The organism is Anaerostipes faecis (genome assembly GCF_910574135.1).
Taxonomy (GTDB): Bacteria; Bacillota; Clostridia; order Lachnospirales; family Lachnospiraceae; genus Anaerostipes; species Anaerostipes hominis.
The window spans coordinates 52,190-78,745 of the sequence record NZ_CAJSYK010000008.1; the positions used below are offsets into that span (position 1 = coordinate 52,190).

Consider the following 26,556-nt stretch of genomic DNA (forward strand, 5'->3'; position numbering starts at 1 on the left):
TCTATTTTTTTAATGTCAGCACTTTTGTTCCGGCTTCCAGTTGCCCGGTATTTTCTATGGTGATGCTTGTATACTCTTCACTGTTGCTCACCACCACCGGTGTTGTGACAAAATAACCCTCCTGTTTGATCTCTTCAAGATCAAACTCAGCGATCCGGTCCCCTTTTCTCACTCTCATGCCTGGCTCTACCTTCACATGATGATATTTCCCGGCAAGTTTCACCGTATCAATTCCCATATGGACCAGGACCTCAGCACCGCCCCCGGACGTGATGCAGATGGCGTGCTTTGTATTAAACACCGCAGTGACCGTGCCGTCTACAGGCGAAATCAGGTTTCCGTCAGAAGGTCTTACGGCAAATCCCTGCCCGAGCATCGCTTCTGCAAAGACCTCATCTTCCACTTCATCCAGTTCTACTACTTCTCCATTGACCGGCATACAGACAGTTTCCACTGCCACCTCCGGCACCTCTTCTGCCACAGGGACTCTCGGTGCTTCCGCCGCTCTGTCAGACAAGCTGCTTGCCAGATAATCTTCCAGATTGGACTTTATCACAGTGACCATTGGTCCATAAATGATCTGAACCCCGTCGCCTTTCTTTACGATGCCCCGGGAGCCGCTTTCTCTCAAGATTCTGTCGTTTACCCTGCCAGGATCCGAGATCGTACACCTAAGACGCGTCACACAGCAGTCCACATCTTTCACATTTGATTTACCGCCCAGGCCGGCAACGATCAGAGCCGATATATCAGACCCGTCAATTTCAGGGCTGCCCTCCAAAGGTTTCTCAGCCACATCAGCTCTGGTATATAATTTTATATTCTGGTCTTCCTTTTCCCGCCCCGGAGTCTTCAGATCCAGCTTCCTGATCAGAAAACTGAATAAAAAATAATATACTGTAAAATATACAATCCCCACCGGAATGAACATGAGCCAGTTTGTCTTCGACTGACCCTGCAGGGTACCGAACAGGAACATATCAATGATGCCTCCGGAAAATGTCAGGCCCACACAGATCTTCAGCATATGCATGAGCATATATGCAGCTCCCGCGAAAACGCAGTGGATCGCATACAATCCAGGCGCCACAAATAAAAAGGTAAACTCAAGGGGTTCCGTGATGCCTGTGAGCATCGACGTCAGCGCCGCAGAGGCCAGCAGGCCGGCCACCGCTTTTCTCTTCTCCGGCCTTGCACACCTGTACATCGCAAATGCGGCACCCGGCAGTCCAAAGATCATCAGCGGAAATTTGCCCGTCATAAATCTAGTAGCCGAAACCGCAAAATGAGTTGTCCCAGGATCCGCCAGCTGGGCAAAAAAGATATTCTGGGCGCCTTCGACCATCTTTCCGCCGATCTCCATTGTGCCGCCTAACGAAGTCTGCCAGAACGGCAGATAAAATACATGGTGCAGGCCGAACGGGATCAGTGCCCGCTCCATGACCCCGTAGATAAACGTACCGAAATACCCGGAAGCGCTGACCATGCCCCCTGCCGCGTACATTGCATCCTGGATGGGAGGCCAGATAAAATACATCAGAATTCCCACAAATACAAATACGACCGTACAGATCACAGGCACAAATCTTGTCCCGCCGAAAAAGGACAATACTTCCGGAAGCTTGATCTTATAAAATTTATTATGCAGCGCAGAAACTCCAAGTCCAACGATAATACCGCCGAACACTCCCATCTGCAGGGAAGTGATCCCCAGAACAGACGCCGTTGCACCCTCACGCATGGCTTCTGCTCCTCCGTTTAAAGAGATCATGGCCGATATGGACGTGTGCATGATAAAGAACGCGATAGCCCCTGCCAGCGCAGCTACTTCTTTTTCAGCTCTTGCCATGCCCACGGCTACCCCGATGGCAAAGATCAGCGGCAGGTTCCCAAACACAGCATTCCCGCAGTCCCCGCAGACTTTCAAGATTGCGTACGGAATCGTATCCGGTCCCATAATCCCCATCAGGCCATAGGCGTTGAGCATTGTTTCATTTGTCAGTGATTGTCCGATTCCCAGCAGCAGCCCGGCCACAGGCAGGATTGCGATCGGAAGCATGAAGGACCGTCCCACACGCTGTAATACACCGAATATTTTGTCTTTCACATTTTCCCTCCTAAAATACCTCATATCAAAGACATACCTGATTTTTCGGCTTTATAATTCAGGTCACAGCGTTGCGATCATAACATCCATTGTCCCGCCGAAAACAGTTTCCTTCTGATCCGAACAGATAAGGAAATGATCTCCCTTTTTAACACCCTGTCCATCGATCATCCCTTCTCCTTCTATCACGCTGACCATCTGGAACGGCGCATCGTTTTCTACTGTATTTTTACCGTTTAACCGATAGCAGTCCACTTTAAAAAATTCGCTCTCAACATATCTTACTTTCGTTCCGTTTTCCAGCTGAGTTTCACAGAAGGATTTGCTGCTGCCAATCTGTGCAGGCACATTGGTAACGTCTATGGACTGCTGTACATGCAGCTGTCTTTCGTTGCCGTCCTGATCCTTGCGGTGATAATCATAAACGCGGTAAGTGATATCGGAGGACTGCTGGGCTTCATAGATCAGAGATCCGCTGCAGATGGCATGCAGTGTCCCGGAAGGGATGTAAAAGAAATCCCCCTTCTCGATGGCAAAGGAATTCAGGAGATTGTCATAGTCGTCTTCCTCGATTGCTTTGATAAACTCATCCTTTGTTTTCGCGTGATGGCCCATGACCATCTTAGTGCCCTCATCTGCCTGAAGCACATACCAGCATTCTGTCTTTCCCAGAGAGTCTTCGTGAACCCTTGCATACTCATCGTTGGGATGAACCTGCACGGATAAGTCATCTCTGGCGTCAATGATCTTTACCAGCAGAGGGAATTCCTCTCCCTCTATATTGCCGAACAGTTCCCGGTGGTGTTCAAAAAGCCATGACAGTGTCTTACCGGCAAACTCACTGTTTTCAATCGTACAGTCACCGTTTTTATGGGCAGAGACCGCCCAGCACTCCCCCGTATGGTCGCTGGGGATCTCGTATCCATACACATCCTTAAGCTTATGTCCGCCCCAGATCATTTCTTTAAACACCGGTTTCATTTTTAGAATATGTCCCATAATCTTATCCCTCCTAAGACTTATTTGTTAAACTTGGCTTTTAACTTCTTTTTGATCACTCCAAAAAAGCTTAAAGAGCGGACCATATGGTCTGGCGCAACATACTTGCTGACCGCACGCAGCACTTTCTTCGGCTCTTTTGAGGCAAAAGAATAGGTTCCGTTTTCTTTTGTCTGGATCGCATAGCGCGGAATGTGTTTTCCCTTAAACATGACTGAGGCAATCACGTAATCAACTTCCTTCCATGGAATCTGAATATAATCATTTACATTCCGGTCATTATAAAATTCAAATCCTTTATCGCCGATCATGATCTTTCCATAACTGTTCAGACCGTGATAAGAAGTTCCGCTGATCACCAAATCTACTTTTGTATTTATTGACTGAGCCATAGCAACTCTCCATTTCTAATTTATTCTTATACAGTATCCTAAACATTATATCACGATATTGTTCAGTAAACAAAGTGGGAAAGTCCACTTCAAAGAATAAAAAAAGTTCGGATTGCTCCGAACTTTTTTCATTAGCTTATAACAATCCGATAAGGTGTCCGCCAATACCAACTAAGAATAATGCGATGATAATGATGATCGGTGAAACATTTTTCTTCAGCAGCCACATACAGAATAATGTTAATAATAATGGAACTAATCCAGGAATCAAAGAATCCAGGTTGTTCTGTAAAGTTGTGATCTTGGTAGGGGTCAGTGACAGGCCTGATGCATACTGCTCAAATGCCTGCTGGATCCCCTTTGCTCCCTCAGGAAGCTTGCCCCAGTCAATGTACGCTCCCTCACTTAATGTAACTTTAGATACTACCGGCTGGAAACTGATGGATACCCATCGCTGAACCAGTGATCCAAGGATAAACATACCGAGGATAGATGCACCTTTTGTGACTTTCTGCAGTAATCCGCCGGAAAGGTCTTCTGTGATCTTTGCGCCGGCTTTGTATCCGAATTCCTGTGTGTACCACATGAACCCCCAACGGATCACGTTCCACAGTACGAAGAATAAGATCGGTCCTAAGATGTTTCCTGTCATTGCGAGGGATGCACCGAGAGCTCCGAGGATCGGACGTACGGTAAACCAGAATACCGGATCTCCGACACCGGCCAAAGGTCCCATCATACCGACTTTCACACCCTGGATCGCTGCGTCATCGACCTCTGCCCCATTTGCACGCTCTTCCTCTAATGCCAGTGTAACACCGATAACCGGAGAAGCAACATACGGATGCGTGTTGAAGAATTCCAAGTGACGTTTTAATGCCGCTGAGCGTTCTTCTTCTGTCTTATATAACTTTTTGATCGCCGGGATAATTGAAAATGCCCAGCCACCGTTCTGCATACGTTCATAGTTCCAAGAACCCTGAAGGAAGGTAGAGCGCAATGCAACGGACAATCGTTCCTTCTTACTTAATGTAACTTTTTCTGCCATTTTTCATACCTCCTTCAATTAATAATTATTCAGAATATCGCCGAGCGGATCACCAGTATTGCTTCCTCCGCCGCCTGAAGAACCGCCGCTCTCAGACAGTGTAAGGTAAATCAATGCCAGAGATACACCGATAGCTCCCAATGCGATCAATGTCAGATCTGAAAGTGCAGCAACACAGAAACCGATTGCAAAGAACGGCCAAACTTCTTTTGTTGCCATCATGTTGATAACCATCGCATAACCAACGGCTACGACCATTCCACCGCCGATTGCCATACCGTCTGTAAGCCATGCCGGCATAGATGTCAGGAATTTCTGAACGGTTGTTGCCGGGATAAACAGAAGCGCTCCCGCCGGAATCGCAATACGGAGTCCCTGCATAGCGATGGCAATGATATGCCACAGTTCAACACCTTTGAAATTTGCTTTTTCAGCAGCTGCATCCATACGGTGAACACATGCCACGGAAAGTGTACGTACAACCATTGTTAAGAATAAACCTGCAACTGCCAAAGGAATCGCAACTGCGATGGCAGTGCTGACACCTGAGGTGCCCTGTCCTCCAAGGACTAAGATGATAGCGGAAGCTACAGAAGCTAACGCGGCATCCGGTGCAACAGCGGCGCCGATGTTTGCCCATCCCAAAGCGATCATCTGTAATGTACCGCCCAAAATAATACCTGCTTCTAACTGACCGGTCACAAGTCCAATTAATGTACACGCAACCAACGGCTGATGGAACTGGAATTCATCCAGAACTCCTTCCATACCAGCTAGAAAGGCAACTATAATAACTAATACGATTGAAATTGCTGACATTATAATTCCTCCTCTATTTTCTGAATGTGTGAAGCCTAAGCTAACTCGGCTTCTGCTTTTTTAATGATCTCATCCATGTTTTCTTTAGAATCGCTCGGCACCTTGCGGACATCAAAGCCGATTCCATGTTCCTTTAATTTTGCAAAAGTCTTGATGTCTTCTTTTCCGAGAGATACAACTTTGCTCACGGCTACTTTTCCGACAGAATGAGCCATGGAGCCGATGTTGAGTTCCTTGATGTCCACTCCGCCTTCGATGGCACGGAGAGCATCCTGAGGCGTCTCAAAAAGCAGCAGTGCTTTTGTGTTTCCAAAGCGGGGGTCTTTTGAGACCTCGATCATTTTGTTCACAGGAACAACATTGGCGCGTACCCCTGGAGGTGCAGCCTCCTGAATCAGTTTTTTACGCAGATCGTCATGCGCTACCGAATCGGATACGACGATGATCCTGTTCGGCTGTGTTGTCTTTGTCCATGCAGTTGCCACCTGTCCGTGAAGCAGACGGGAATCAATGCGGGCAAGCACAAATTTGATATGTCCGTCTCCTAATACGGTTCCTTCCGGGATTGCTCCCTGAGGCTGTGCTTCTGCCTGCTGTCCGGCTGCCGGTTCCTCCTTCGGTTCCAGAGACTCCGGATAGATGCGCACCCCTTCTTTTCCGCTTCCGGCGATCTGAACCGCAACTTCGTGAGCTGTCTCCATCGTCATGCGTGAGCCATAGGCATCGATCAGCATCGGCAAGTTTAAGCCGGCTACAATCGCCCATTTGTCCTCATGTTCTGATACAAGTCCGTTTGCCTGATTGAATGGAGTTCCTCCCCAAAGATCGACTAAGAATAATACTTCGTCCTGACTTTCAAAAGAAGCGATTGCATCTTCCATCTTCTTTCTGATGTCATTTGGCCCTTCGCTCGGCTGCAGTGTTACAGCTGCCACATCGGGCTGGTCACCGAAGATCATGGATCCGGACTGCATAATACCATCCGCAAATCCGCCATGCGTAGCAAGAATAATTCCTACCATTTAAACATTCCTCCTTTTCTAATTATCTTTCGGAATCTTTATTCTTTTATATTAACCAAGAATTCAGGTTCCTATTTATAAAATCCCCCGCTGGGGGTGATTTTGCGTGAAACATTAATGAAATAAAAAAACCTGACTCAAACACCGGATCTTTTCAATCCACACAGCTCAACAAATTTTGCAAAACATATGGATTCAAAAATCCTTCGGTTTGAATCAGGTTTAGCCTGCATTACCAGTAACAATCCTTATTCTAAATCAATATGAACTTTTATCTTGTAATCACTCTCTTGATATGGACGGTGAGATACATCATTTCCTCATCCGTTATATCATGGTTGCATGTATTCTTTATATAAACTCTGATCTTTTCCACACAGTCAAGACATTCCTGATACTTGTTTCGGATAATCTCCTGGAACTCTGTGTCGTCACTCTCCACTTCATTGCCCGTAAAGATCCTCTGTGCAAAAAACTTCAAGTGGGTGATAAATCTTTCGTAAAAAACGGATTCTTTATCCATCTGGTCAGGAAAACACTCGTCAACGATCTTTAAGATATTCTGCGTAAGCTTGGTCATGGAAACCATCTCCGTCATATCCAAATCCAGTTCTGCATTGACAATATGCAGTGCGATAAACGCCGCTTCATCCTGCGGCAGAGTGACCTTTAGCTTCCGCTCGATCATGCGGATGGCAGCCTGCCCGATCAGATATTCCTGGTAGTAGAACTTCTTAATCTCCCATAAAAAGGGATTCTGGAAGGGAACACCCATCTCTACCCGTTCAATGGCAAAATTAATATGGTCTGTGAGAGAAATATAAATATTGTCATTGATATTCTTTTGCAAAGTGTCTTTTGCATATTGAATAATTTCATTACATATTTCCAATCGTTCTATGGGGATGTCTGCTACCATCTGCTGAAAGCGATGTGTCATCCCATGGTCTTTCATTATGTAAGTCTTCTCGACTTTATCTGAGTCGATCACATCTCCGGGATGTCTCCGAAAGCCCAGTCCTCTTCCCATTAGCACCACTTCACGATGGCTGTTATCTTCTGAAATTACAATATTATTATTTATAATTCTTGTAATTTGCACAGTTCCACTCCGTATTGTAAAATATTCAGTTAAGAAAAAAAATAAACCACACCTATCGAAATCTATCTGTATAAATCTCATAAGTTGGTTTAGCCTGCATTACCAGTAACAATCCTTCTTTCGTATTCCTTAACTTATTTCCAATTTTATCAAACCCTGCCCCCTATGTCAACCACTTTCTTTATAATCTGTTTATAAATTTTTAAGATTTATTCTATATAAAACAAAGCTTCCTCTCCTGCTGTCCCGGTATTCCTATGGCGTTCAGCTTTTTCTTGAGTATTTCAAACGCTTATGATAGAATATATAAACTATTTGTATAAAATAAAATTTTGCTATATTAATATGATCTGAGAGGTATTTATATGTTAAAGTTAATCGCCCTTCTGAATTCCGTGATCGCGAAAGCTCAGAAGGATCATATCACTGCCTTTTCCGCTCAGGCAGCATTCTTTACGGTGCTTTCTTTTTTCCCGTTCCTGATCGTTGTGCTGAGCCTGATGCGCTTTGTTCCCGTGACGCCGAAAGACCTGATCGACCTTGTAAACTACTATCTGCCGGAACAGTACAGTGTCAGCCTGGTTGCCGTCATCAATTCTTTATATGGAAAAATCACGACAACATACATGTCATTCACGATCATCACACTGCTGTGGTCCGCATCAAAAGGTATCCTTTCCATGATGACCGGTCTGAACACGATCCACGAGATCCCGGAAAAACGGAATTACTTTGTGCTCCGGTTTATCTCCACTATGTATATTGCGTTCATTGCGGTAGCTGTCCTGATCGGGATTATTGTGCTCTTATTCGGAAACACACTGCTGAACCAGCTGTATCAGTTTTATCCGTTTCTGTCCAACCAGCATATTATATTTTTGCTGATCCGTTTCGGCATTGCATTTTTAATATTTTTCCTGGTATTTTTCATCATGTACCGCTTTCTTCCAAGTGAACACTTCAAAGCCAAGCAAGTGATGCCGGGAGTGATATTCAGCTCTGCGGGATGGATCATTTTATCCTCCCTGTTTTCAATCTATTTTGATAACTTTAAATTTTTCAGCATTATGTACGGAGGGCTTACCGGTATTCTGCTCACCCTGTTCTGGCTGTATTTTTGTATGATGATTCTGTTCATCGGAGCCGAACTAAACCAATATATTATGAAAAACCGCAAATAAAAAAGAGGAACTTTTCTTCCAGGACACTGACAGAAAAGTTCCTCTTTTTTCGCTACTAGAACAAAGTGGGCAAGCCCACTTCAACGCCCCAACCCCTCACTCTTTGAGGGGCTTGACAACTTTGCGTGACAGATGCAATTTGCCGCAGGCAAATAATTTCCTTACGCATCTGTGCACAACCCGCGGAGCGTTTTTATTTCATAGGGAAGGTCGTAGAACTTTCCTATGAAATAAGAAATTCCTACGGAATCCCCTAGAGAATGAAATGTTCCGGGACTCCGTCTTTATACGGAATCCGCACTTCCCCCTGAATCAGAGGTCTTAAATAATCCACCAGCTCCTCCTTGATGTCGTGTCCGTCCTCTGTAATCCATTCAAGAGGCACTGTCTTTTCAACATTTGCAATCTTGGACAGATCGGCCAGTACGATCTCCACCTGGTAGTTATCTCCCGGCATTCGTTTTAAAGCGGACATCTTGCCGGTCTCGCCCCGGATGGCGCTGACGGCGGCAAAGGCCCCCAGATTTCTGGATTCGATGATGTCTGTTTCACTCAGCATGTATCCGGCGCAGCGCTGAAGGATATTGAGTTCCACAGAGCGGACCTTGCAGCCGATCTTATCCGTTATCACCTGCTCCAGGTATTTTCCGATGCCCGACAGGTATTTATGTCCAAAAGCATCTTCTTTCCCGGACTTCATTTCTTCTCCGACGTAATTTCCCCGGGCATCCTTTAATCCTTCGCTGACTGCAATGATGATGTTATTTTCCCGATCCAGCGCTTCCTTTACATCTTCCACAAAACGTTCCGTATCAAATGCCCTCTCACACAGGTAGATCAGCTGGGGCACATTTCTCGCTTCATTTCTTGCGAGGGCCGCACTGGCCGTCAGCCATCCTGCATTGCGCCCCATGACTTCCACAACCGTCACAGACGGAATATCATAGACATAGCAGTCGCATGCAATCTCTGTAAAAGCGGTGGCAATGAATTTGGCCGCAGAGCCAAAACCCGGACAATGGTCTGTCTCTCCAAGATCGTTGTCGATGGTCTTCGGAGCTCCCATGATCTTGATATCATCCACTCCGTGTTCCCGACAGTACACGGAAAGCTTATAGACGGTATCCATAGAATCGTTTCCGCCGGTGTAAATAAAATATCCGATATTATTTTTCCTTAAGATCCGGATGATCTCCTCAAACTCTCTCTTATCTTCTTCCGGATTTTTCAGCTTCCAGCGGCAGGACCCCAGCGCAGCTGCCGGAGTCATGGCCAGCAGATCTCTTGTTTCAGTTTTTTTGCATATGTCATCCAGTATCACAAAATTCTCGTTTAATACTCCTTTGATCCCATTCAGTGCACCGTATACATGTTCTACCCGGCTGCTCGCAAGCCCTGCGTCGATCACGCCGGTAATGGTGGCATTGATCGCCGCCGACGGTCCTCCTGACTGTGCCACTAGCATGTTTTTCATCCTTAATGTCCTCCTCATTCAGCTGCAAAATTTCTGCACATATTCTAAAATTCTATTTTTTATTATATCGTGTTATAATAAAAATCACAACAATAAAAGGAGGTTCTGAATTATGACTACACCGCTGGCTAGACTTCAGAAATCTATGATTGAAAAGAATCTTACGTATTATTTGATTCCCAGTGAAGATCCCCACCAGTCCGAATATGTGGACGATCACTATAAGTGCCGCCAATTCATCTCCGGATTTACCGGATCATCCGGAGCAGTCCTGGCAGAGCAGGCCGAAAGCCGGCTCTGGACGGATGGGAGATATTTTACCCAGGCGGAAGCACAGATCGATCCTGAACAAATGAAGCTGATGAAGATGGGTGTTTCCGGCGTTCCGACTATACTTGAATATCTCACAGAGCATCTCAGTGAGGGCGATGTCCTCAGCTTAAACGGCCGTATGATCAATACCGCTTACGGAAGAAAACTGTCCAGGCTGGCCGCTTCAAAAAAAGCAGTCCTGGAAACAAATCATACTCTCGCAGAGGATCTCTGGACCGGCCGCCCGGATGCCGCAGCATCCCCGATTTTTATCCATGAAGATATTTATGCCGGGGAATCTGTGCCGTCGAAGCTCAAAAGAATCCGCAGCTGTATGGAGACAGTTTCCGCAAGGGCCCATTTTATCGCCTCCCTGCTTGATATCGCATGGATCTTCAATCTGCGCGGCAATGACATGCCCTGCACGCCTCTGTTTTACAGCTATGCGTGGATCACACAGGAAAGCTGCTGCCTATTTGTGAGGGAAACCTGTCTTTCAGAAGAAGTAAGACGCCGTCTGGAACAGGATAAGATAACGATTCTGCCTTATGAACAGATCGATTCTTTCTTAAAAAAACAGGAGGGAAGCATACTGATAGATCCGGATACCGTAAACTACAAGCTTTACCTGGAACTCGAAAAAAACCAGATCATTTTTGGCGAAAACCCTTCTTCCGGCATGAAAGCGGTGAAAAATGAGACACAGATCAAGGGGCTTAAAGAATGTCACTTGTCTGACGGCATTGCCATGACCAGGTTCATGTTTTGGCTGAAGCAAAACATCGGTTCTGTTCCTATGACTGAACGTTCCGTCCAGGACCGTCTGGAAGAGGAGCGCAGAAAGCTGCCTCTGTATCAGGGACCAAGCTTTGATACCATCTGCGCCTACAAAGACCACGCGGCTATGATGCACTACTCTTCCACTGAAGAATCCGATGTCTGCCTGGAACCGGAAGGAATGCTTCTGATCGACTCGGGCGGCCAGTATCTGACCGGAACGACGGATGTCACCCGCACTTTTATCTTAGGTGATATCTCCGAAGAAGAGAGACGGAACTTTACGCTCGTATTAAAAAGTATGCTGTCCCTCTCCGATGCCAAATTTCTTCTTGGATGCCGGGGAAGCAGCCTGGACATCTTGGCCAGAGGCCCCCTCTGGGAAGAAGGAATCGACTACCGGTGCGGAACCGGACACGGTGTCGGACATTTTCTCGGAGTCCACGAAGGCCCCAACGCCTTCCGCTGGCAGGTCAGAGATAATCAGCTGGATGCAGTCCTGGTGCCCGGCATGGTTACAACCGATGAGCCGGGAGTGTATATCCCGGGAAAATACGGAATCCGTACAGAAAACATGCTCCTGTGCAGAAAGCAGCGGCAGAATGAATACGGCAGCTTTTTAGAATTCGAGCACCTGACGTTGGTTCCTATTGATATGGACGGGGTTGATGAGGCGCTGCTCAATGATAAAGAAATCCGTCTCCTCTATGCCTATCACCGGCTTGTCTTCGACAGTCTCTCTCCTCATCTCACTGATGAAGAGGCCAGCTGGCTGTATCATTTTCTGAAAATCCAAAACAGCTGATTTTTATGCCGAATTCAAAAATCCCATGGTTCTTTTGACAGAATGAACCATGGGATTTTCTATTTTAAGGGGTTAGGGAGATGAGGTGTGGGCTTGCCCACTTTGTCCTTTATGAAAAGAATTTTTCTCCGAGGGAGATCATGAACGGCAGCGTGGCAACCGCTGCGATGGTGGAAACTGCAAATAATTCTGCCGCGTAACCCACATCCTTCTTAAACTTCACCGCAAACATGGTCGTGATCGCCGCAGTCGATGCGGATGAGGCAAGCAGCGACAATATTTTAAGATCCTTGGATACCGGTACGAAAAGAAGGATCAAAAACATGACCATAGGCACGAGAAGGAGCCTCAATGCCGTCATAACATAAATCCTCGGTCTTGTCAGTGTCTTCAAAAGATTTGTCTGCGCGATGGCAGTTCCGGATATGATCATCGCCAGGGGTGTATTCATATCAGCGATAGCCTTCAGCGGATTGTAGACCAGAACAGGGAATTGAATCTGAAGAAGGTAACAGAAAAGTCCTGCAAATGTTGCGATCATAACAGGTGCTTTGAATAATTCTTTGACCGATCCCAGGTTAAATGTCCCCTGCATACTGGCAGCTCCGTGGGACCAGATAAACAGATTCTGTGCGGCAATAAACGCTGTTATGTAAATAACCCCCTTCGGACCCAGCACCGCCTGGGCCAGAGGTATCCCCATAAAACCACAGTTCGGGTACACAATGCTGAACCGTTCCAGAACTGTCCGATCATTATCCTTTCCTCGGATCAGCAGATAGGACAAAACGATCGCTGCCGCATGTGCCGCAATTCCTAAAACAAAGGTAACCAGAATTCCATGAAATATGTCTGCATCAAACTCAATCTGAAAAGAAGTGAGCACCACAAATGGAATGACTAAGTAAAGGGTGATATTGGAAAGATCCGTGCTTCCCCGTTCGGTTATGAGGCCCGCCTTATAGGCGGCTGCCCCCACAGCCATCATACAAAACATCATGACGATCTGTCCGAATACAATTGAAACAATATTCATGAATTTCCCTCTTAATCTTCGTCTTCCGATCCAATCCACTCGTTCTTAATGTTTTGGTAGGTGCCCTCTGTGTTCAATACCTGAAGCGTCACATTAAACTTGCCGATAGAAGGATCTTTCTTCCGGAACATAATCCCATAGTTGCTCTCTGCTGAGTTAAGCTTCTCATCGAGGGCGGAGATTTTGTCTCCTTTATAATTTGCCATAAAATAATCCACGCCTGTTGCATCATAGACCGTAGCATCGATCTTTCCTTTTTCAAGATCTTTGAATACCTTGTCCATGGATGGATAAACCTTAATCTTATTCTCCTCAGAAAGGTTAGTCTGTGCATATTCTTCGTTAGAGGTTCCCTCCTCCACCCCTATGGCTTTTCCGACCAGTTCTTTTCTGTCTGTTATATTTTTATCTGTATTGACCATAACTTTTAATGTATTTTCAAAATAGACATCGGAGAACTGAAACTCCTTTTGGCGGCTGTCCGTAATACAAATGCCGGAGATAGCAAGATCGATCTTCTTCTCCCTGAGCAGATCCGTAAGCTTCCTCATCGGAGCGACGCGAAGCTTGTACTCAAAGCCCAGATACTGGCTGATCCCCTTTATCAGATCGATGTCAAAACCTTTCATCTCCCTGGTTTTTTCATCTCTTACTGAAAACGGCGCCATACCGTCGGACACACCGATAATCAGCTGTCTTCCCTTCATGGAATCTTTTACTTCTGATGCTGTTATGTTTTCTTTTTTGACATTTTTATCTTCTGTCTTTTCCTTGTCCCAGGGAAAATTGCAGCCCCCCAAACAAAAAACAAGACATATCATCATACAAATTAGCAGTAATTTTTTCATGATATGATTCCTCATTTCTATATTTTCTTCTTATCATAATATCATTGGTAAATATGGGTGTCAAACGGTCTGGCAATTTTTTCATCGTATAAATCCATTTTGATTGGTGAATGATTTTAATATATCGTTCGCAAGAACAATTTACAAATGGAGGAATTATCATGGCACTTAATAAAGTTGAAATCTGCGGAGTCAATACTGCTTCTCTTCCTTTACTCACCAATGAAGAAAAAGAAGAACTGTTCATAAGGATCGAACAGGGTGACCAGGAAGCAAGGGAACAATACATCAAGGGCAATTTAAGGTTAGTTTTAAGTGTCATTCAACGTTTTTCCGGCAGCAATGAGAATGCCGACGATCTGTTTCAAGTTGGATGTATCGGGCTTATGAAAGCCATCGACAATTTTGACCGCTCCCTGAACGTTAAATTTTCCACCTATGCGGTTCCGATGATCATCGGAGAAGTGCGGCGTTACCTGCGTGATAATAATTCCATGAGAGTCAGTCGTTCACTCAGGGATATTGCCTACAAAGCCATCACGGCAAAGGAGGCCCTCACGAAAAAATTCAACAAAGAGCCTACCATCGAAGCCATTGCTGAGGAAATCGAAATGAAAAAAGAGGATGTACTCTTCGCCCTGGATGCCATCGCCACACCTCTTTCTCTTTATGAGCCGGTGTATCAGGACGGCGGAGATACTCTGTTTTTAATGGATCAGGTAAAAGACAAGAAAAACAAAGAAGAATTGTGGGTAGAATCCATCGCATTAAAAGATGCCATGGAACATCTCCCTGAACGGGAATACAACATCATCAAGCTCCGCTTCTTTGACGGCAAGACGCAGACCGAAGTAGCCGATGAGATCAGTATCTCACAGGCTCAGGTCAGCCGGCTGGAAAAGAATGCGCTGAAACATATGAAGCACTATCTGGATTAAAACAGCACAGGGACATTTCTCAATCAAACGAAATGTCCCCCTTTCTTCCCCATATTTTGCAAAATCATAACGGCTGTGCTCATTTTTTCCCCTGAAAATAAATACAGCATATCGGCCCGGCGGCAGTTCAAAGAATGGCTTGTTAAAAACCAATGTCGTGATGTCTGTATGGAATCTGCCGGAAAATATTAGATTCCTGTATTTAACCTTTTATATTCCCTGTAAACCGATACGTATCCTGCGTAAATTTACAAGATACATCTGCTGCTTTTTGATACAGATCAGCATTGACGATTACAGTTTCCTATCACAAATAGCTACCACGATTGAATGAGCCTTGATATGACAATAAAACCGATAAGGGAGATAGCACATGAAAGCTGTGTATCTCCCTTTAGTTCTTCATCAACTTGCATATGTAATTTCTTTAGTCCTCTATCCCGTCTGCTATTGATAGCTGAACGTGATACATGATACAGTTCTGAAATTTCTCTGTCGTTCATGACTTGAAAAGATACAAATTCATGCAAATACTTATCATTCATACTATGTTCAATCTGTTTCATTTCAGACAATTCACAAAACAGTACTTCCTGTTTAGAACGCCTAGCAATTTGAATTGTATCTGCTGTTTTTGTGGTATTTTATCATAAAAGATTGATAGACAGCCCCATTGTCACGAAACACAAAGTTGCAGAATTCCTGAAGCTGTTCCTTGGAATAGAGGTCAAACGGAAGTTCAAATAGTTTCTTTTCTACTGTTTCTCTGATGTAGGGCAAATCTTAAATATATGCACATTCCGTTTCAATTTTCATGTCCTCAAAAATATCTCTTTCCATAAAATTTCTCACAGTCTTTATCTGCTTTTGCGTAATTTCCTTACTGTGAATATGCCAGCCAACAGACCAAGAGATACGAACATGAGTGCAAGCCATGTTGTCATATTTGTGCTGTCGCCAGTTTTAGGGCTGTTAGACGTTGTCTGTTTATCTGTACTAATTGGTTTCTTATCTGTATCCGTTGCAGACGGTTTCTCGTTATCGTCTGTCGTTGGCTTCTGCGTGTCTTTTGCCTTGACAGTAACGGTAATCGTCTTTGTTGCGGAAGCGCCCATACTATCCATTACTTTGTAAGTAACTTGGTATGTTCCTGCTTTTGATGTATCTACATTACTGCGCAATACCTCAATTTTCGCTGTAAGATCGCCATCTTCGGTATCTGAAGCAGTAACATCTTTCAGAGGGTCAAAGGTATCGCCTACAGTCAAAGTCTTATCCTCTGCCATGATTGCAGGAACTGCATTCAAAGGCTCCATCTTCTTCAACCATTTTGCATACAGTGTTATGTGTCTTGTAACAGGAGCGGAAAAATCATACTCGCTTTCATCGCTGTAATTACTGTCTGTGTACCAGCCGCCAAATACATATCCTTCCTTTTCAGGAGCACTCGGTTCATTGGCCTTTTCACGCAAAGGTACATTTTCTATATATTTTCCATCCTGCTCAGAATAAATGTCCCTTGTTTCTGTCCACTCTCCCTCCTGCAGTTCATAGGTAACGACAAGCATGCCGGGAACTCTGTAGGATGCAACCAGCGCTAGCCCACTAGTTGTATTGTCAGTATCTGCCGTTTCTCCATCTTCGCTTGGAGTGTAACGCGAATCTGCTGCATCCCAATACCAACCATCAATTCTAAAGTTTTGATTGTCTGCCAAATATTCTTTGTCCATATCCTTGGCGTTCGGCAATGTTATTATAGAGTCTTTCGTTAAATAAACATCTGCTGCATAACCGCCTGCGGTATTGTTGCAGATAATATTGCCTTTGCTGTCGGTGGATACCGTACTTGCACTGCTGACATACAGTCCGCCGCCACTACCGGTGTATGCTTTATTGCCGCTGACTTCGCTGTTTTCAAAAGTGATCGTACTTTTCGAAGCTAATATGCCTCCGCCATTGTGAGCCTCATTGCTATTGATCGTGCTGTCAGACAACCTTACATCTTTACTGTATGAGGCATAAACTCCGCCGCCACGCGACGCAATATTATTTTGAATGTTGGACTTTGATATAGTTATTTTTCCAGGATACTTCGTACTATAATTGATAGCATAGGCATATATTCCACCGCCATAAAGCGCGTAGTTCCCTTCAATCACTGCGTTTTTAATCGTCGTTGTGCCGTAATAGCTATAAATACCTCCGCCGGAACCATATGTTGTTCCTATCACTGAATCACAGGTATTGTTTCGGATTGCTCCGCCTTCAATGTTTACGGCACCCAAACAACTATAGATACCACCGCCACAATGGACCGCTTTGTTCCCCTCAATCAAACCGTCATACATATTAAAAGTCGCGGTTGTTTTTAATACTGCGACGCCACCGCCGCCATACATATTTGATCCTGTATAAGGTGTTATTGCCTCATTGCCAGTAATGGACCCACCATACATATTGAAGGTAGCTTTAAGTCCATTAGCATCATCAACTCCAACTACACTGACTCCGCCACCCGTGCCGCGTTGATTCTTGCATTCTGTGATCACACCACCATACATATTGAAAGTACTATCACCATATTCAGCAAAGCTAGCGCTTTCAACATTAACTCCTCCTCCCATGGTGCTCTTCTGTGCGTTGTCGTTTCCTTTTATAGTAACGTGGTCGTACATATTGACAGTTCCGCCGAAAATCTCGATCACAGCTTCTCTGCGATTTATTCCAGTTGCGTCAAGTGTTAATTTATTGGCACTTTCATTGCCAAGATTTAATGTGCCGCCGTTTGTCTGCAATGACCCATATTTATTTTTAAAATAAATGGTATGTCCATTACCAAGTAATGTTACCTCACGACCTTTTTTGAGGCTGACCGAATATGACTCGCCTTCTACAGTAATGTCCTCCTTCAATGAAATGGTATAAGTGCCTTCAGTATTCTCAATCTTTTTGAATGCCTCTTTCAATTCAACCGAATCGCCAACTTCAAAGGATGTACCGGAATCATTCCCCTGCGCAAAAACTACCGTGGGAAGCATTGTCGTCAGCAGTATTGTGAACGCCAGCAAAAATGTCAGCAGTTTTATTCGTTTCATTTCTGTTTTCACCTTTTTTCAAAATAATTATTTATTCGATAAAAGGCACATCCCTCCCGTAAAACTCTGGGCAGAATATGTCTTTACATTCTAAATAATTTAATTTTGGGTATGCCAAAAATAGAGGTTACCTTTGTCTGTCTGAGCGTAGCAATTCATGAGCATGGCTGTTCCCCTTTTTTTTGGTATTTTCAAGATAGCTCTTCTATATTCCTTATTATATTGGAATATCAAGTGAAACACAAGATATTTCAGCCGTCCACATCAGAAAAAGTGTGAATTCTCTACTACTGAATGATTTTCCAATTCCTATCCTTATATAGCACCAATTCAAACTGTGTGATACCTGCGTTGCCTTTGTCTGATTGTCTATGAATTTCACGGCAACCTTGACTTTCATATTGTCCTCATGACTGATATGGTATAAAACCGGGAAGCCAGTATACCAGCCAGATATACCGGGATGCGGTTTGCAAATATGAAATAGAGCAGAGTATGAATAGAGCAGGAGGGAGATGTCACGACAATGCCCGCTGTGAGAGCATGTGGGCCAGAATGAAAACCGAGCTGCTGTATGGCCGTTATGGTACAGAAAAAATGAGTACCGGGGAACTCAAGCCAGTCATCTGGAGATATTTCATCAGCTACTGGAATAATCGGAGGATTTGTTCCGCTAATGGAGGACTCCCTCCTATGATCAAACGACAGCAATACTATAATGCCCGGAAAGAATCTGCATAAGATATAAAATCCTTGTGAAAAATGTGTCAACTAAACTTAACAAAATCATGTCTAGTCCAAAGAATTTATCAGGGTATTTCACTCCCAATAATCTACATTGATTATATCCTCCATGTTTCTTTCCTCTACAAGAAAAGTTTACTCTCAACCTTTGTCTTATATATCCATCTAATTCATTGACCTTGTATATGACACGCCCATGAAATTCATATCCTTTTTGCTTTAAGACTACTTCTATTCCTTAACAGGCTTTATTTATATAAAAACATTTATCGCCTATATTACTAAGTCTTACAGCAGGTAATCTTTTTATATTTATTTATTATATCTTTTCTTATAGTTTCTAATATGCATATAAATTGTATTCTTAGAAATACCCATAATACTTTCGACTTTCAAGATAGAATCTTTTAAATTAAATATGCCTTTATCATATAATCTTTCCACAATTGCTTTATTGCGGTTAGAAGGTAAAATTGAAGCATTAGCTATAACACTTCTAGTTTCTTCATCAATAGCGTTTTTAATTAAATCATCTGTATCATTAAAATAGCTTTCATTAACACTTAATCCATTCATAAAACTAGCAGCTGATGGCATAAACGAAGATAAAACATCGAAAAAGGAAGTATTTAAATACATATTTATGCATATTAAACCAATAATTCTATTTTCTTCTCCTCTTATTGCAATGGTAGCTGATTTTAATGGCTCTCCATTTTTATTTTTACTATTATATACAATGTAGTCAGCTTCACCTTTTTTGATGTTGTCATACATTTGTAGAGCTAGATCAGTAATTGGAGCTCCAACTTTTCTTCCTGTGTGTTCGCCATTAATAATATGAATAACTGATGATTCTAGATTACCAAGAGAATGAAGAACTATTTCATAAGAGTTACTTAAATAAGCCGATAGTCCATTGACAAAGTATTTATAAGACTCTAGGATTTGTTTGTCAATTTTAGTCAAATTAATATTTTCCATTACATTTCTTCTTTCATTAAAATTATTTACACTAAAATATTAACATACTTCATCACATAATTAAATAGTTTGATACTCAATTAGCGCCTTTTTGATACGTTCAAGCGCATCAACTACTCTTTGATTATCTTTATAAACACCCAATACAATTCTAAGATGTCCTTCGCCTCCCGCACCATAGTTCACACCATCATTACAAGATACTGCAGCCTCTTTGACAAGATAAGAAACAATATCGCTAGATTTACCAATTCTAGAAACATCTACCCATAACAAGAAACCGGATTCAGGTAATAAACAACTTACATTAGGAATAGAGTTAATTATTTCAAAAGCCTTATGTCTTCTATAGTCAAAGGCTTCTTTAAATACATTCATAAATTCTGGATGTTTGATTGCTTCTATTAAGGCCTTTTGTGCTGATGTAGAAGTTGCACCAATAACTCCAACAGCATTAGCGAACATTGTATCCATGATGACATCACTACATACAACATAACCAACTCTAAGACCGCTTAATCCCATTCCTTTAGAAAAAGAGAATACTGTTACCGTTCTTTCAAACATTCCATCCATTGAAGATGGAGTAATCATTTCATTCTCATATGTAAAATCTTCAAATGCTTGGTCACACACAAGAATTAAATCATTTTTAATACATACTTCTCTAATCGCTTCTAAAGATTGTTTATTATAAACAACGGTTGTAGGGTTGTTTGGATGAGTTAAAATGATCATTTTAGTTTTAGAAGTAACTAGTTTTTCTAAATCTTCTTTAACTATTTGATAAGCATTTTCTACTTTAACTTCCATTGGTACAACCTTACCGCCCATAATATCAACAGTAAGATAATTGTTCGGATAAGATGGTGAAGGAATAATTACTTCATCACCATCGTTTATAAAAGGAAGTATACTGAAAAATAGACCGCTATCAGATCCTGGTGTAATTAAAATATTACGATTTGGATCTACTTTAAGGTTGTTTTGTATTAGTATTTTTTCTGCAATCAAATTCTTTAATTCTTGATTACCAATCGGAGCAGTATAGTGAGGCGCTGATTCATCTTTAACAGCTTGAATCCAAGCTTCTTCAATAAATTTTGGCATTGAGCAATCTGGCATAAACGGATCTGCCCATCCCATAAGAGCAATTCCTTGTTTTTCCATTTCTTGATAAGAACTACCTACATCAGCTTTTTCAACGTTTGAGAATAATCCACCACTAGCCGCTTTAAATGCGTGTATCATTTTTTCTTTCATTTTTTTTACCATTCCTTTCGCTTCGCTCAAGGCACAAACAGGTTAATGAAAAAAGTTGTGCCCCTCCATTTTCCGTTATATAATCTTCCTATGGAATAGCAATACACTACAGAGCCCGGACTCTTATCATTGGTAATAAACCATGTTTATTTAGTCGCAGGATGACAGTCAATGCTGCTATTCCTTTTTTAGTTAAGGTGGTGATACTTATGATGAAGCTAAAATACTCCATCTGCTGTGGGCTTGATGTCCACAAAAATGTTATCGTTGCAACCATCGTAACCACCGGCAAGAACGGAATTTTCGAGTATAATCAAAAATCTTTTTCCACCATTAACTCGGATATCCAAAGTTTTCACAACTGGCTTATCAAGAATAATTGCTAATATGGACGTATCAAAAAGTGTTGTGGTCACAAGAAAGCCATTATCGCCATTGCACGTATGATGATGGTCTGTATTTTCCACATGGTTTCCGAAAAGAAGCCTTTTACCCCGACTGACTATGAGGAATTGATGAATCCTCAAAATCTACTTTATTTTTCACTCTTATCTCCATATACTAATTAGAGAGTAATATATTACTCTCTAACATTAATTCTATTTTATATTTTTTGAGTTTTATTTAGCAGGTTTCCAGCACACAATAGTTAAAGCTGCTGCCACAACGAATGCTACACAGAAACATACCATTACAAGACCCATGTTCATAAATGCATTTGAACCACCCATAAACATACCAAAACTAAGGAATGATGGACCACCCATTGCATAAGCTTTTAGTCCTAGAAGTCCAGCAACTCCACCACCAACAGCTCCACCGATGCAACCAAAGAAGAATGGTTTACCACTTGGAACAGTTACACCATATAACACTGGTTCTGTAATACCCGTACAAGCAGCGATACATGCAGAAAATGCATTAGCTTTTTGTTTCTTATCTTTAGATTTAAACCAAATACCAAATGCCGCACCAGCTTGACCAATATTTGCGCTACCAGATGTTGGAGATACTAAGTTGAAACCTTGATTTGAAATCATTTGCGTTAATACTGGAACCATACCATGATGAATACCAAGTATAACCATCATAGAATAAATGCCTCCATAAACAAGTCCGGCAATAGGACCTCCATTAGCAAATAACCAGTTAACACCAGCTGCGATTTGTTCACCAATCCAATATGATGCAGGTCCAATTGTCCATAAAGTTACAACAGTTGACACCAAAATTGTAATAGCAGGAACTAAAATAATCTTTAAAGGACCTTTAATAAATTTATCACTGTATTTTTCTACATATGAAGCCAAGATAATTGCGAAGACAATAGGTAATACGCTCCCGCCATAATTAATAACTTTAAAAGGAATACCTAAAATGCTTGAAGTAGATTGACCATTCGCAATCATAGTTGACCAAGCCGGTGCCATCATAGCTGCACAAATTGTAAGTGCAACATATTGATTCATCTTAAATACTTTAGCAGTAGATGAAGCAAGCAAAAATGGTAAGAATGTAAATACTGCCATAGCAATAGTTACGAAATTTGCAAATGTAGGATCTTTCATTGATGCTCCACAAGCCATGAAAATCATTACAAGAGCACTTAAGAAACCACAACCAGCTAAAGATGGTACGATTGGGTTAAATATTTGTGCTACTGTATCAAAAAATTTTGTCATAATAGAACCTTTTGAGTTCTTTAAATCATCTTTTAGCACTTTTTCTTCGTCTAAGTTTTCATCAGCAGGCGCTTCTTCACTTACTCCTGTTAATTCAATAAATTCACGATAAACACTTGATACTTCAGGTCCAATTACGATTTGGGTTTGAGTAGCACCTTCAACCAAACCTAAAACTCCGTCTAATGCTTTAATTTCTTCTTTATCTACTTTTGTCTTGTCTTTTAGGGTGACTCTAAGACGTGTAGCACAATGGGTAGCGTTTACAATGTTGGGTTTACCACCAAGACCATCAACGATCTTGGCAACAGAAATCTTTGCCATACTTTCTATCCTCCTTATATTATTGTATTGCGATAACTTCTATCTCTATAAGAGCGTTCTTAGGAAGGCTCTTTACAGCCACACATGATCTTGCAGGTTTTGAGATAAAGTATTTTGCATACACTTCATTAAACGCTGCAAAATATTCCATATCACTGATGAAACAAGTGGTCTTTACAACGTTGTTAGCATCCATTCCTGCTTCTTTTAATATTGCATCAATATTTTTAATTACTTGATTTGCTTGTGTAGTGATATCACTTTCTACTAAAGAATTAGTTTCAGGGTTTATTGGCATTACTCCAGATAAATATAAAGTATCTTTTACTTTCACTGCTTGAGAATAAGGTCCAATAGCCTTAGGTGCATTTTCACTAAAAATGTATTCCATGTTAATCACCTCCAAATTAATAAAATCTTTTTTACTAATTCATCATAATACTAAAATATATTTTTGTCAATACATTTTAGTAAATTATTTTTTATCTAATAAAATTTTCAATAAAATATACTTTACTTTTAATTTTTTTTTGATATAATGAAAGCATAACTTCTCGGAATCCCACCGAATGAGATTCCAACCGAAAATTTACAACTGAATATCGTGCAGGGAAAGAAATTTACGAAAAATAGACATAAACATTAGATATAGTAGGTACTATGCTTTGCTGTCCCTTGGCGGTATGTTAAACAACCTTGGATTGTCATCCGTAAAGATGTGTACAGTCCGGCCGTATTTCGCTGGTGAACAGGGACGTTCACAGAAGCAGCCGCGTTTCCGGTTTGCTTTCGGACACCGGTACTTTGCCCGGTGTTTGGCAGCCTCATACCCATCTTTGTGCATACGTAAGCCCAGCTTACAGACAGGAACACCGTCATCGTCAATGGTGAAATGCCCGGTATGCCCGGGGTTCAAATCAATGAAAGGCTTGATGTTTTCCCGTCTGCAGTATTCATAAACAGCGTAAGCGTCATGTGCAGAATCCAGGAGGAGCTTCTCAATACGGAATTCCGGAAGGTATGCTTTCATGGTGAAAAAGGAATGGAGAAAGGAAAGCAAGTCATGGCGGGAAGCCCGTTCCAGAAGTGGGAATACTGGAAGATCACTATGGGAATCGGAAGTTACATACATGTAGAGGTGGGAACCGAAGAAATAGTACTCCCGGTGGGAATCCCATCCCCAGTTGCAGTCCGGCTGGGAATAATGACGCTTGCAGCCGCAGGAGGGACAGCCGTTTTCCCTGCATTTACAGGTCCGCTTTTTCCGCTGCTGAGCGGCAGTACGGACTGGAGTACCGTCACCGGGAGTAGGAATCGGTCTGGGAAAGATCCAGATACCAGAACTGCACGATATAATTCCAGGTGCTTTTAGGAATAGCAAAGGGATCGTGGTAAAATTTGAGGAACTCGGATACGAAAGTATCCTGAAAAGTGGGTGATTTTTTTGAAATAGGATCTGAAAGCCTTATAAAATCAGGGCTGAAGATTCCGAGAAGTTATCAAATATAAAAGGAGGAAACAGCGAATGAATACAAAATTTCCAAAAAATTTTTTATGGGGTGGCGCCACTGCTGCTAATCAAGTTGAAGGAGCTTGGGATTTAAATGGCAAAGGTCCAAACCTTGCTGATGCAATGGTTGCTGGTAGTCACAAAGTTGAAAGAAAAATTACACTTGATATTAATGAGGACAAATACTATTATCCAAGCCATGTTGCTATTGATCATTATCATTACTATAAAGAAGATATTAAATTAATGGCAGAGATGGGTTACAAAGTTTATCGTATGTCAATTGGTTGGGCAAGAATATTCCCAAATGGCGATGAAGAAAAACCAAATCAAGAAGGTTTAAAGTTTTATAAAGAAATATTTAAAGAATTAAAGAAATATAATATTGAACCTTTAGTTACAATTTATCATAATGAAATGCCTTTAAATTTAGTTAAAATTGGTGGTTGGTCTAATCGAAAAGTGATAGATTATTATGTTAATTTTGCAAAATTTGTTTTAAATGAATACAAGGATGATGTTACATATTGGATTCCATTTAATGAAATTAATGACTTAACAACTGGTGTTGGAAACTGGAATCATGGTGGTATATTAAACGAGGGTACGGAAACTTTCCAAAATCAAAAAGATGATCCTAACAAACGTTTTGCAGCATTGCACAATCAATTTGTGGCAAGTGCTAAAGCAGTAATTATTGGTAGAGAAATAAACAAGAATTTTAAGTTCGGTACTATGATTTGTCATATTACTGTTTATCCACTTACACCACATCCTGATGATGTATTGCTAACACAACAAGAAGATCAATTAAGAAATTGTTTCAGTGGAGATGTTCAAATCAAAGGCTACTATCCTTATTTTATGAAAAATTATTTTGAAAAGAATAATATTAAATTTGAATGCACTGATGAAGATATTAAATTAATTAAAGAGGGTGTTTGTGATTTCTATACATTTAGTTACTATATGACAAATTGCATCACTATAAACAAAGAGGTTACCCAAGTATCTGGTAATATAATGGGTGGTGCTAAGAATCCTTACTTAAAAGCAACAGAATGGAATTGGCAAATTGATCCAGTAGGACTTAGATATACTTTAAATCATGTTTATGATCGTTATGGTGTTCCTATTATGATTACAGAAAATGGAATTGGTGCTAAAGATGTTTTTGAAAACGGAGAAATTCACGACGATTACCGCATTGACTATTATCGTGAACATATTAAACAAATGGCTTTAGCAATTGAAGATGGCGTTGATCTTGTTGGTTATACACCTTGGACTGCAATTGATGTTGTTAGTTGTTCAACTGGTGAAATGGCTAAACGTTATGGCTTTATTTATGTAGATGTAGATGATAAAGGCAAAGGAACACTCAAGCGCTATAAGAAAGATTCTTTCTATTGGTATAAAGATGTAATTTCATCTAATGGAGAAAAACTATAATGGGACTTTTTGATAAATTTAAGAAAAAAGAATTTGGTATAAATGATGTTATAACTCCATGTTCTGGCGAAATGATTCCAGCAAAGAGTATTAATGACCCAATTTTCAGTCAAGAGATGCTTGGAAAAACAATAGGTATCATCCCAACAGACGGAAATATTTATGCTCCAGTAAGTGGCAAACTTGAAGTTATGTATCCAACTGGTCATGCTTTTGGCATTAGTAGAGAAGATGGAACTAGCCTTTTAGTTCATATTGGAATTGACACAGTCAATTTAAAAGGGCAGGGCTTCAAAGTATTTCATAAACAAGGCGATGATGTAAAAATCGGTGATAAAATTGTTAGTGTTGACTTAAATCTTGTTAAAGAAAAAGGCTATGATACTACTACAATGCTTATTATTACGGAGATTGGCACAAACCAAATAAGTTATATAGATTATCAACAAGTAAATAAATTAAGCGTAATTAACAATTAGTATAAGCGAACACCTCGATTCTTTAAATCTGTAAGTACTGATAACCAAAATTTAGCTGTCTCATTTTCTCCAACCCATATACCTAGAACTTCTTTATAGCCCTCTTCAGTTACTCCTAAAACAATATAGGCTGCTTTTTTTACAACCATGTTTTCTGTTTTTA

23 protein-coding genes and 3 pseudogenes are annotated in these 26,556 nt (G+C 41.6%); 8 read left to right on the forward strand and 18 right to left on the reverse strand.

What is annotated here, in order from left to right; all coding sequences use genetic code 11:
* Position 1: 1 nt before the first annotated feature.
* The 7 genes from QGT46_RS07230 to licT form a co-directional block, all read right to left on the reverse strand.
* Positions 2 to 2,107 carry a PTS transporter subunit IIABC gene (locus tag QGT46_RS07230; protein ID WP_148459950.1) on the reverse strand — a complete coding sequence of 702 codons (2,106 nt, stop codon included), beginning with the start codon at positions 2,105 to 2,107 and terminating at the stop codon, positions 2 to 4.
* A gap of 63 nt (positions 2,108 to 2,170) precedes the next feature.
* Positions 2,171 to 3,106: a type I phosphomannose isomerase catalytic subunit gene (locus QGT46_RS07235; RefSeq protein ID WP_148459951.1), complete on the reverse strand. Its 936-nt coding sequence runs from the start codon at positions 3,104 to 3,106 to the stop codon at positions 2,171 to 2,173.
* 20 nt (positions 3,107 to 3,126) lie between these two features.
* On the reverse strand, positions 3,127 to 3,498 hold the full coding sequence (locus tag QGT46_RS07240) for a DUF956 family protein (protein WP_024727993.1): 372 nt from the start codon (positions 3,496 to 3,498) through the stop codon (positions 3,127 to 3,129).
* A 136-nt stretch (positions 3,499 to 3,634) separates the two neighbouring features.
* Positions 3,635 to 4,546, reverse strand: a complete 912-nt coding sequence (locus QGT46_RS07245; protein ID WP_024727994.1) for a PTS system mannose/fructose/sorbose family transporter subunit IID — start codon at positions 4,544 to 4,546, stop codon at positions 3,635 to 3,637.
* 18 nt (positions 4,547 to 4,564) lie between these two features.
* On the reverse strand, positions 4,565 to 5,365 hold the full coding sequence (locus QGT46_RS07250; protein WP_024727995.1) for a PTS mannose/fructose/sorbose transporter subunit IIC: 801 nt from the start codon (positions 5,363 to 5,365) through the stop codon (positions 4,565 to 4,567).
* 35 nt (positions 5,366 to 5,400) lie between these two features.
* Positions 5,401 to 6,387, reverse strand: coding sequence for a mannose/fructose/sorbose PTS transporter subunit IIB (locus QGT46_RS07255; protein WP_148459952.1), 987 nt, complete (start codon positions 6,385 to 6,387; stop codon positions 5,401 to 5,403).
* 271 nt (positions 6,388 to 6,658) lie between these two features.
* A complete protein-coding gene (licT, locus tag QGT46_RS07260; protein ID WP_148459855.1) occupies positions 6,659 to 7,489 on the reverse strand; it encodes a BglG family transcription antiterminator LicT in 831 nt (276 codons plus the stop codon).
* A gap of 365 nt (positions 7,490 to 7,854) precedes the next feature.
* Here licT and QGT46_RS07265 point away from each other — a divergent pair, with 365 nt between their 5' ends.
* A complete protein-coding gene (locus QGT46_RS07265; RefSeq protein WP_148459854.1) occupies positions 7,855 to 8,670 on the forward strand; it encodes a YihY/virulence factor BrkB family protein in 816 nt (271 codons plus the stop codon).
* A 253-nt stretch (positions 8,671 to 8,923) separates the two neighbouring features.
* Here the strand turns inward: QGT46_RS07265 and QGT46_RS07270 are convergent, their stop codons facing one another.
* The gene (locus QGT46_RS07270; protein WP_148459853.1) at positions 8,924 to 10,144 is read right to left on the reverse strand and encodes a 6-phosphofructokinase; all 1,221 of its coding nucleotides are present in this window, start codon (positions 10,142 to 10,144) and stop codon (positions 8,924 to 8,926) included.
* A gap of 112 nt (positions 10,145 to 10,256) precedes the next feature.
* Between QGT46_RS07270 and QGT46_RS07275 the strand changes: the two genes are divergently transcribed.
* Positions 10,257 to 12,038, forward strand: coding sequence for an aminopeptidase P family protein (locus QGT46_RS07275; RefSeq protein ID WP_148459852.1), 1,782 nt, complete (start codon positions 10,257 to 10,259; stop codon positions 12,036 to 12,038).
* A 109-nt stretch (positions 12,039 to 12,147) separates the two neighbouring features.
* Here the strand turns inward: QGT46_RS07275 and QGT46_RS07280 are convergent, their stop codons facing one another.
* A complete protein-coding gene (locus tag QGT46_RS07280; protein ID WP_024728001.1) occupies positions 12,148 to 13,074 on the reverse strand; it encodes an AEC family transporter in 927 nt (308 codons plus the stop codon).
* An 11-nt stretch (positions 13,075 to 13,085) separates the two neighbouring features.
* Complete coding sequence (locus QGT46_RS07285) at positions 13,086 to 13,922, reverse strand: substrate-binding periplasmic protein (protein WP_301590158.1); 837 nt, start codon at positions 13,920 to 13,922, stop codon at positions 13,086 to 13,088.
* A 161-nt stretch (positions 13,923 to 14,083) separates the two neighbouring features.
* On the opposite strand from QGT46_RS07285, the gene sigG reads away from it, so the two are divergent.
* Positions 14,084 to 14,860 (forward strand): RNA polymerase sporulation sigma factor SigG, encoded by a 777-nt coding sequence (gene sigG, locus QGT46_RS07290; protein WP_024728003.1) that lies wholly within the window; start codon positions 14,084 to 14,086, stop codon positions 14,858 to 14,860.
* Positions 14,861 to 15,717: 857 nt separating this feature from the next.
* On the opposite strand, the gene QGT46_RS07300 is transcribed toward sigG, so the two are convergent.
* Positions 15,718 to 17,955, reverse strand: a complete 2,238-nt coding sequence (locus QGT46_RS07300; protein ID WP_301590160.1) for an immunoglobulin-like domain-containing protein — start codon at positions 17,953 to 17,955, stop codon at positions 15,718 to 15,720.
* Positions 17,956 to 18,242: 287 nt separating this feature from the next.
* Positions 18,243 to 18,361: pseudogene (locus QGT46_RS07305) on the reverse strand (conjugal transfer protein); the annotation flags it as partial.
* Between the two features lie 26 nt (positions 18,362 to 18,387).
* Between QGT46_RS07305 and QGT46_RS07310 the strand changes: the two are divergent.
* A pseudogene (locus tag QGT46_RS07310) lies at positions 18,388 to 18,696 on the forward strand (integrase core domain-containing protein); the annotation flags it as partial.
* Between the two features lie 315 nt (positions 18,697 to 19,011).
* Here QGT46_RS07310 and QGT46_RS07315 read toward each other — a convergent pair.
* Both QGT46_RS07315 and QGT46_RS07320 read right to left on the reverse strand, forming a co-directional pair.
* A complete protein-coding gene (locus QGT46_RS07315; RefSeq protein WP_024728007.1) occupies positions 19,012 to 19,683 on the reverse strand; it encodes a helix-turn-helix transcriptional regulator in 672 nt (223 codons plus the stop codon).
* A 60-nt stretch (positions 19,684 to 19,743) separates the two neighbouring features.
* Positions 19,744 to 20,946: a pyridoxal phosphate-dependent aminotransferase gene (locus QGT46_RS07320; RefSeq protein WP_034549798.1), complete on the reverse strand. Its 1,203-nt coding sequence runs from the start codon at positions 20,944 to 20,946 to the stop codon at positions 19,744 to 19,746.
* A gap of 209 nt (positions 20,947 to 21,155) precedes the next feature.
* Between QGT46_RS07320 and QGT46_RS07325 the strand changes: the two genes are divergently transcribed.
* Positions 21,156 to 21,332 carry a hypothetical protein gene (locus tag QGT46_RS07325; RefSeq protein ID WP_301590162.1) on the forward strand — a complete coding sequence of 59 codons (177 nt, stop codon included), beginning with the start codon at positions 21,156 to 21,158 and terminating at the stop codon, positions 21,330 to 21,332.
* Between the two features lie 234 nt (positions 21,333 to 21,566).
* On the opposite strand, the gene QGT46_RS07330 is transcribed toward QGT46_RS07325, so the two are convergent.
* From QGT46_RS07330 to QGT46_RS07340, 3 genes are all read right to left on the reverse strand, one after another.
* Positions 21,567 to 22,952 (reverse strand): PTS transporter subunit EIIC, encoded by a 1,386-nt coding sequence (locus QGT46_RS07330; protein ID WP_148459850.1) that lies wholly within the window; start codon positions 22,950 to 22,952, stop codon positions 21,567 to 21,569.
* A gap of 19 nt (positions 22,953 to 22,971) precedes the next feature.
* Positions 22,972 to 23,343: a RidA family protein gene (locus QGT46_RS07335; protein ID WP_148459849.1), complete on the reverse strand. Its 372-nt coding sequence runs from the start codon at positions 23,341 to 23,343 to the stop codon at positions 22,972 to 22,974.
* 267 nt (positions 23,344 to 23,610) lie between these two features.
* The gene (locus QGT46_RS07340) at positions 23,611 to 23,982 is read right to left on the reverse strand and encodes a hypothetical protein (RefSeq protein ID WP_148459848.1); all 372 of its coding nucleotides are present in this window, start codon (positions 23,980 to 23,982) and stop codon (positions 23,611 to 23,613) included.
* A gap of 12 nt (positions 23,983 to 23,994) precedes the next feature.
* On the opposite strand from QGT46_RS07340, the gene QGT46_RS07345 reads away from it, so the two are divergent.
* The 3 genes from QGT46_RS07345 (at position 23,995) to QGT46_RS07355 (ending at position 26,393) form a co-directional block, all read left to right on the forward strand.
* Positions 23,995 to 24,324 carry a hypothetical protein gene (locus QGT46_RS07345; protein ID WP_186992389.1) on the forward strand — a complete coding sequence of 110 codons (330 nt, stop codon included), beginning with the start codon at positions 23,995 to 23,997 and terminating at the stop codon, positions 24,322 to 24,324.
* Between the two features lie 153 nt (positions 24,325 to 24,477).
* Positions 24,478 to 25,914 carry a glycoside hydrolase family 1 protein gene (locus QGT46_RS07350; protein WP_024728013.1) on the forward strand — a complete coding sequence of 479 codons (1,437 nt, stop codon included), beginning with the start codon at positions 24,478 to 24,480 and terminating at the stop codon, positions 25,912 to 25,914.
* Complete coding sequence (locus QGT46_RS07355) at positions 25,914 to 26,393, forward strand: PTS sugar transporter subunit IIA (RefSeq protein WP_024728014.1); 480 nt, start codon at positions 25,914 to 25,916, stop codon at positions 26,391 to 26,393. The genes QGT46_RS07350 and QGT46_RS07355 overlap by 1 nt, the downstream gene beginning before the upstream one ends.
* A gap of 5 nt (positions 26,394 to 26,398) precedes the next feature.
* Here QGT46_RS07355 and QGT46_RS07360 read toward each other — a convergent pair.
* A pseudogene (locus tag QGT46_RS07360) lies at positions 26,399 to 26,539 on the reverse strand (transposase); the annotation flags it as partial.
* Positions 26,540 to 26,556 lie beyond the last annotated feature (17 nt).

Bases quoted from the DNA above. Each gene is read 5' to 3' on its own strand.
- QGT46_RS07235 (WP_148459951.1), bottom strand. From the start codon at position 3,106: ATGGGACATATTCTAAAAATGAAACCGGTGTTTAAAGAAATGATCTGG.
- QGT46_RS07240 (WP_024727993.1), bottom strand. From the start codon at position 3,498: ATGGCTCAGTCAATAAATACAAAAGTAGATTTGGTGATCAGCGGAACT.
- QGT46_RS07245 (WP_024727994.1), bottom strand. From the start codon at position 4,546: ATGGCAGAAAAAGTTACATTAAGTAAGAAGGAACGATTGTCCGTTGCA.
- QGT46_RS07250 (WP_024727995.1), bottom strand. From the start codon at position 5,365: ATGTCAGCAATTTCAATCGTATTAGTTATTATAGTTGCCTTTCTAGCT.
- QGT46_RS07255 (WP_148459952.1), bottom strand. From the start codon at position 6,387: ATGGTAGGAATTATTCTTGCTACGCATGGCGGATTTGCGGATGGTATT.
- QGT46_RS07265 (WP_148459854.1), top strand. From the start codon at position 7,855: ATGTTAAAGTTAATCGCCCTTCTGAATTCCGTGATCGCGAAAGCTCAG.
- QGT46_RS07270 (WP_148459853.1), bottom strand. From the start codon at position 10,144: ATGAAAAACATGCTAGTGGCACAGTCAGGAGGACCGTCGGCGGCGATC.
- QGT46_RS07275 (WP_148459852.1), top strand. From the start codon at position 10,257: ATGACTACACCGCTGGCTAGACTTCAGAAATCTATGATTGAAAAGAAT.
- QGT46_RS07280 (WP_024728001.1), bottom strand. From the start codon at position 13,074: ATGAATATTGTTTCAATTGTATTCGGACAGATCGTCATGATGTTTTGT.
- QGT46_RS07285 (WP_301590158.1), bottom strand. From the start codon at position 13,922: ATGAAAAAATTACTGCTAATTTGTATGATGATATGTCTTGTTTTTTGT.
- sigG (WP_024728003.1), top strand. From the start codon at position 14,084: ATGGCACTTAATAAAGTTGAAATCTGCGGAGTCAATACTGCTTCTCTT.
- QGT46_RS07300 (WP_301590160.1), bottom strand. From the start codon at position 17,955: ATGAAACGAATAAAACTGCTGACATTTTTGCTGGCGTTCACAATACTG.
- QGT46_RS07315 (WP_024728007.1), bottom strand. From the start codon at position 19,683: ATGGAAAATATTAATTTGACTAAAATTGACAAACAAATCCTAGAGTCT.
- QGT46_RS07320 (WP_034549798.1), bottom strand. From the start codon at position 20,946: ATGAAAGAAAAAATGATACACGCATTTAAAGCGGCTAGTGGTGGATTA.
- QGT46_RS07325 (WP_301590162.1), top strand. From the start codon at position 21,156: ATGATGAAGCTAAAATACTCCATCTGCTGTGGGCTTGATGTCCACAAA.
- QGT46_RS07330 (WP_148459850.1), bottom strand. From the start codon at position 22,952: ATGGCAAAGATTTCTGTTGCCAAGATCGTTGATGGTCTTGGTGGTAAA.
- QGT46_RS07335 (WP_148459849.1), bottom strand. From the start codon at position 23,343: ATGGAATACATTTTTAGTGAAAATGCACCTAAGGCTATTGGACCTTAT.
- QGT46_RS07340 (WP_148459848.1), bottom strand. From the start codon at position 23,982: ATGAAAGCATACCTTCCGGAATTCCGTATTGAGAAGCTCCTCCTGGAT.
- QGT46_RS07345 (WP_186992389.1), top strand. From the start codon at position 23,995: ATGGAGAAAGGAAAGCAAGTCATGGCGGGAAGCCCGTTCCAGAAGTGG.
- QGT46_RS07350 (WP_024728013.1), top strand. From the start codon at position 24,478: ATGAATACAAAATTTCCAAAAAATTTTTTATGGGGTGGCGCCACTGCT.
- QGT46_RS07355 (WP_024728014.1), top strand. From the start codon at position 25,914: ATGGGACTTTTTGATAAATTTAAGAAAAAAGAATTTGGTATAAATGAT.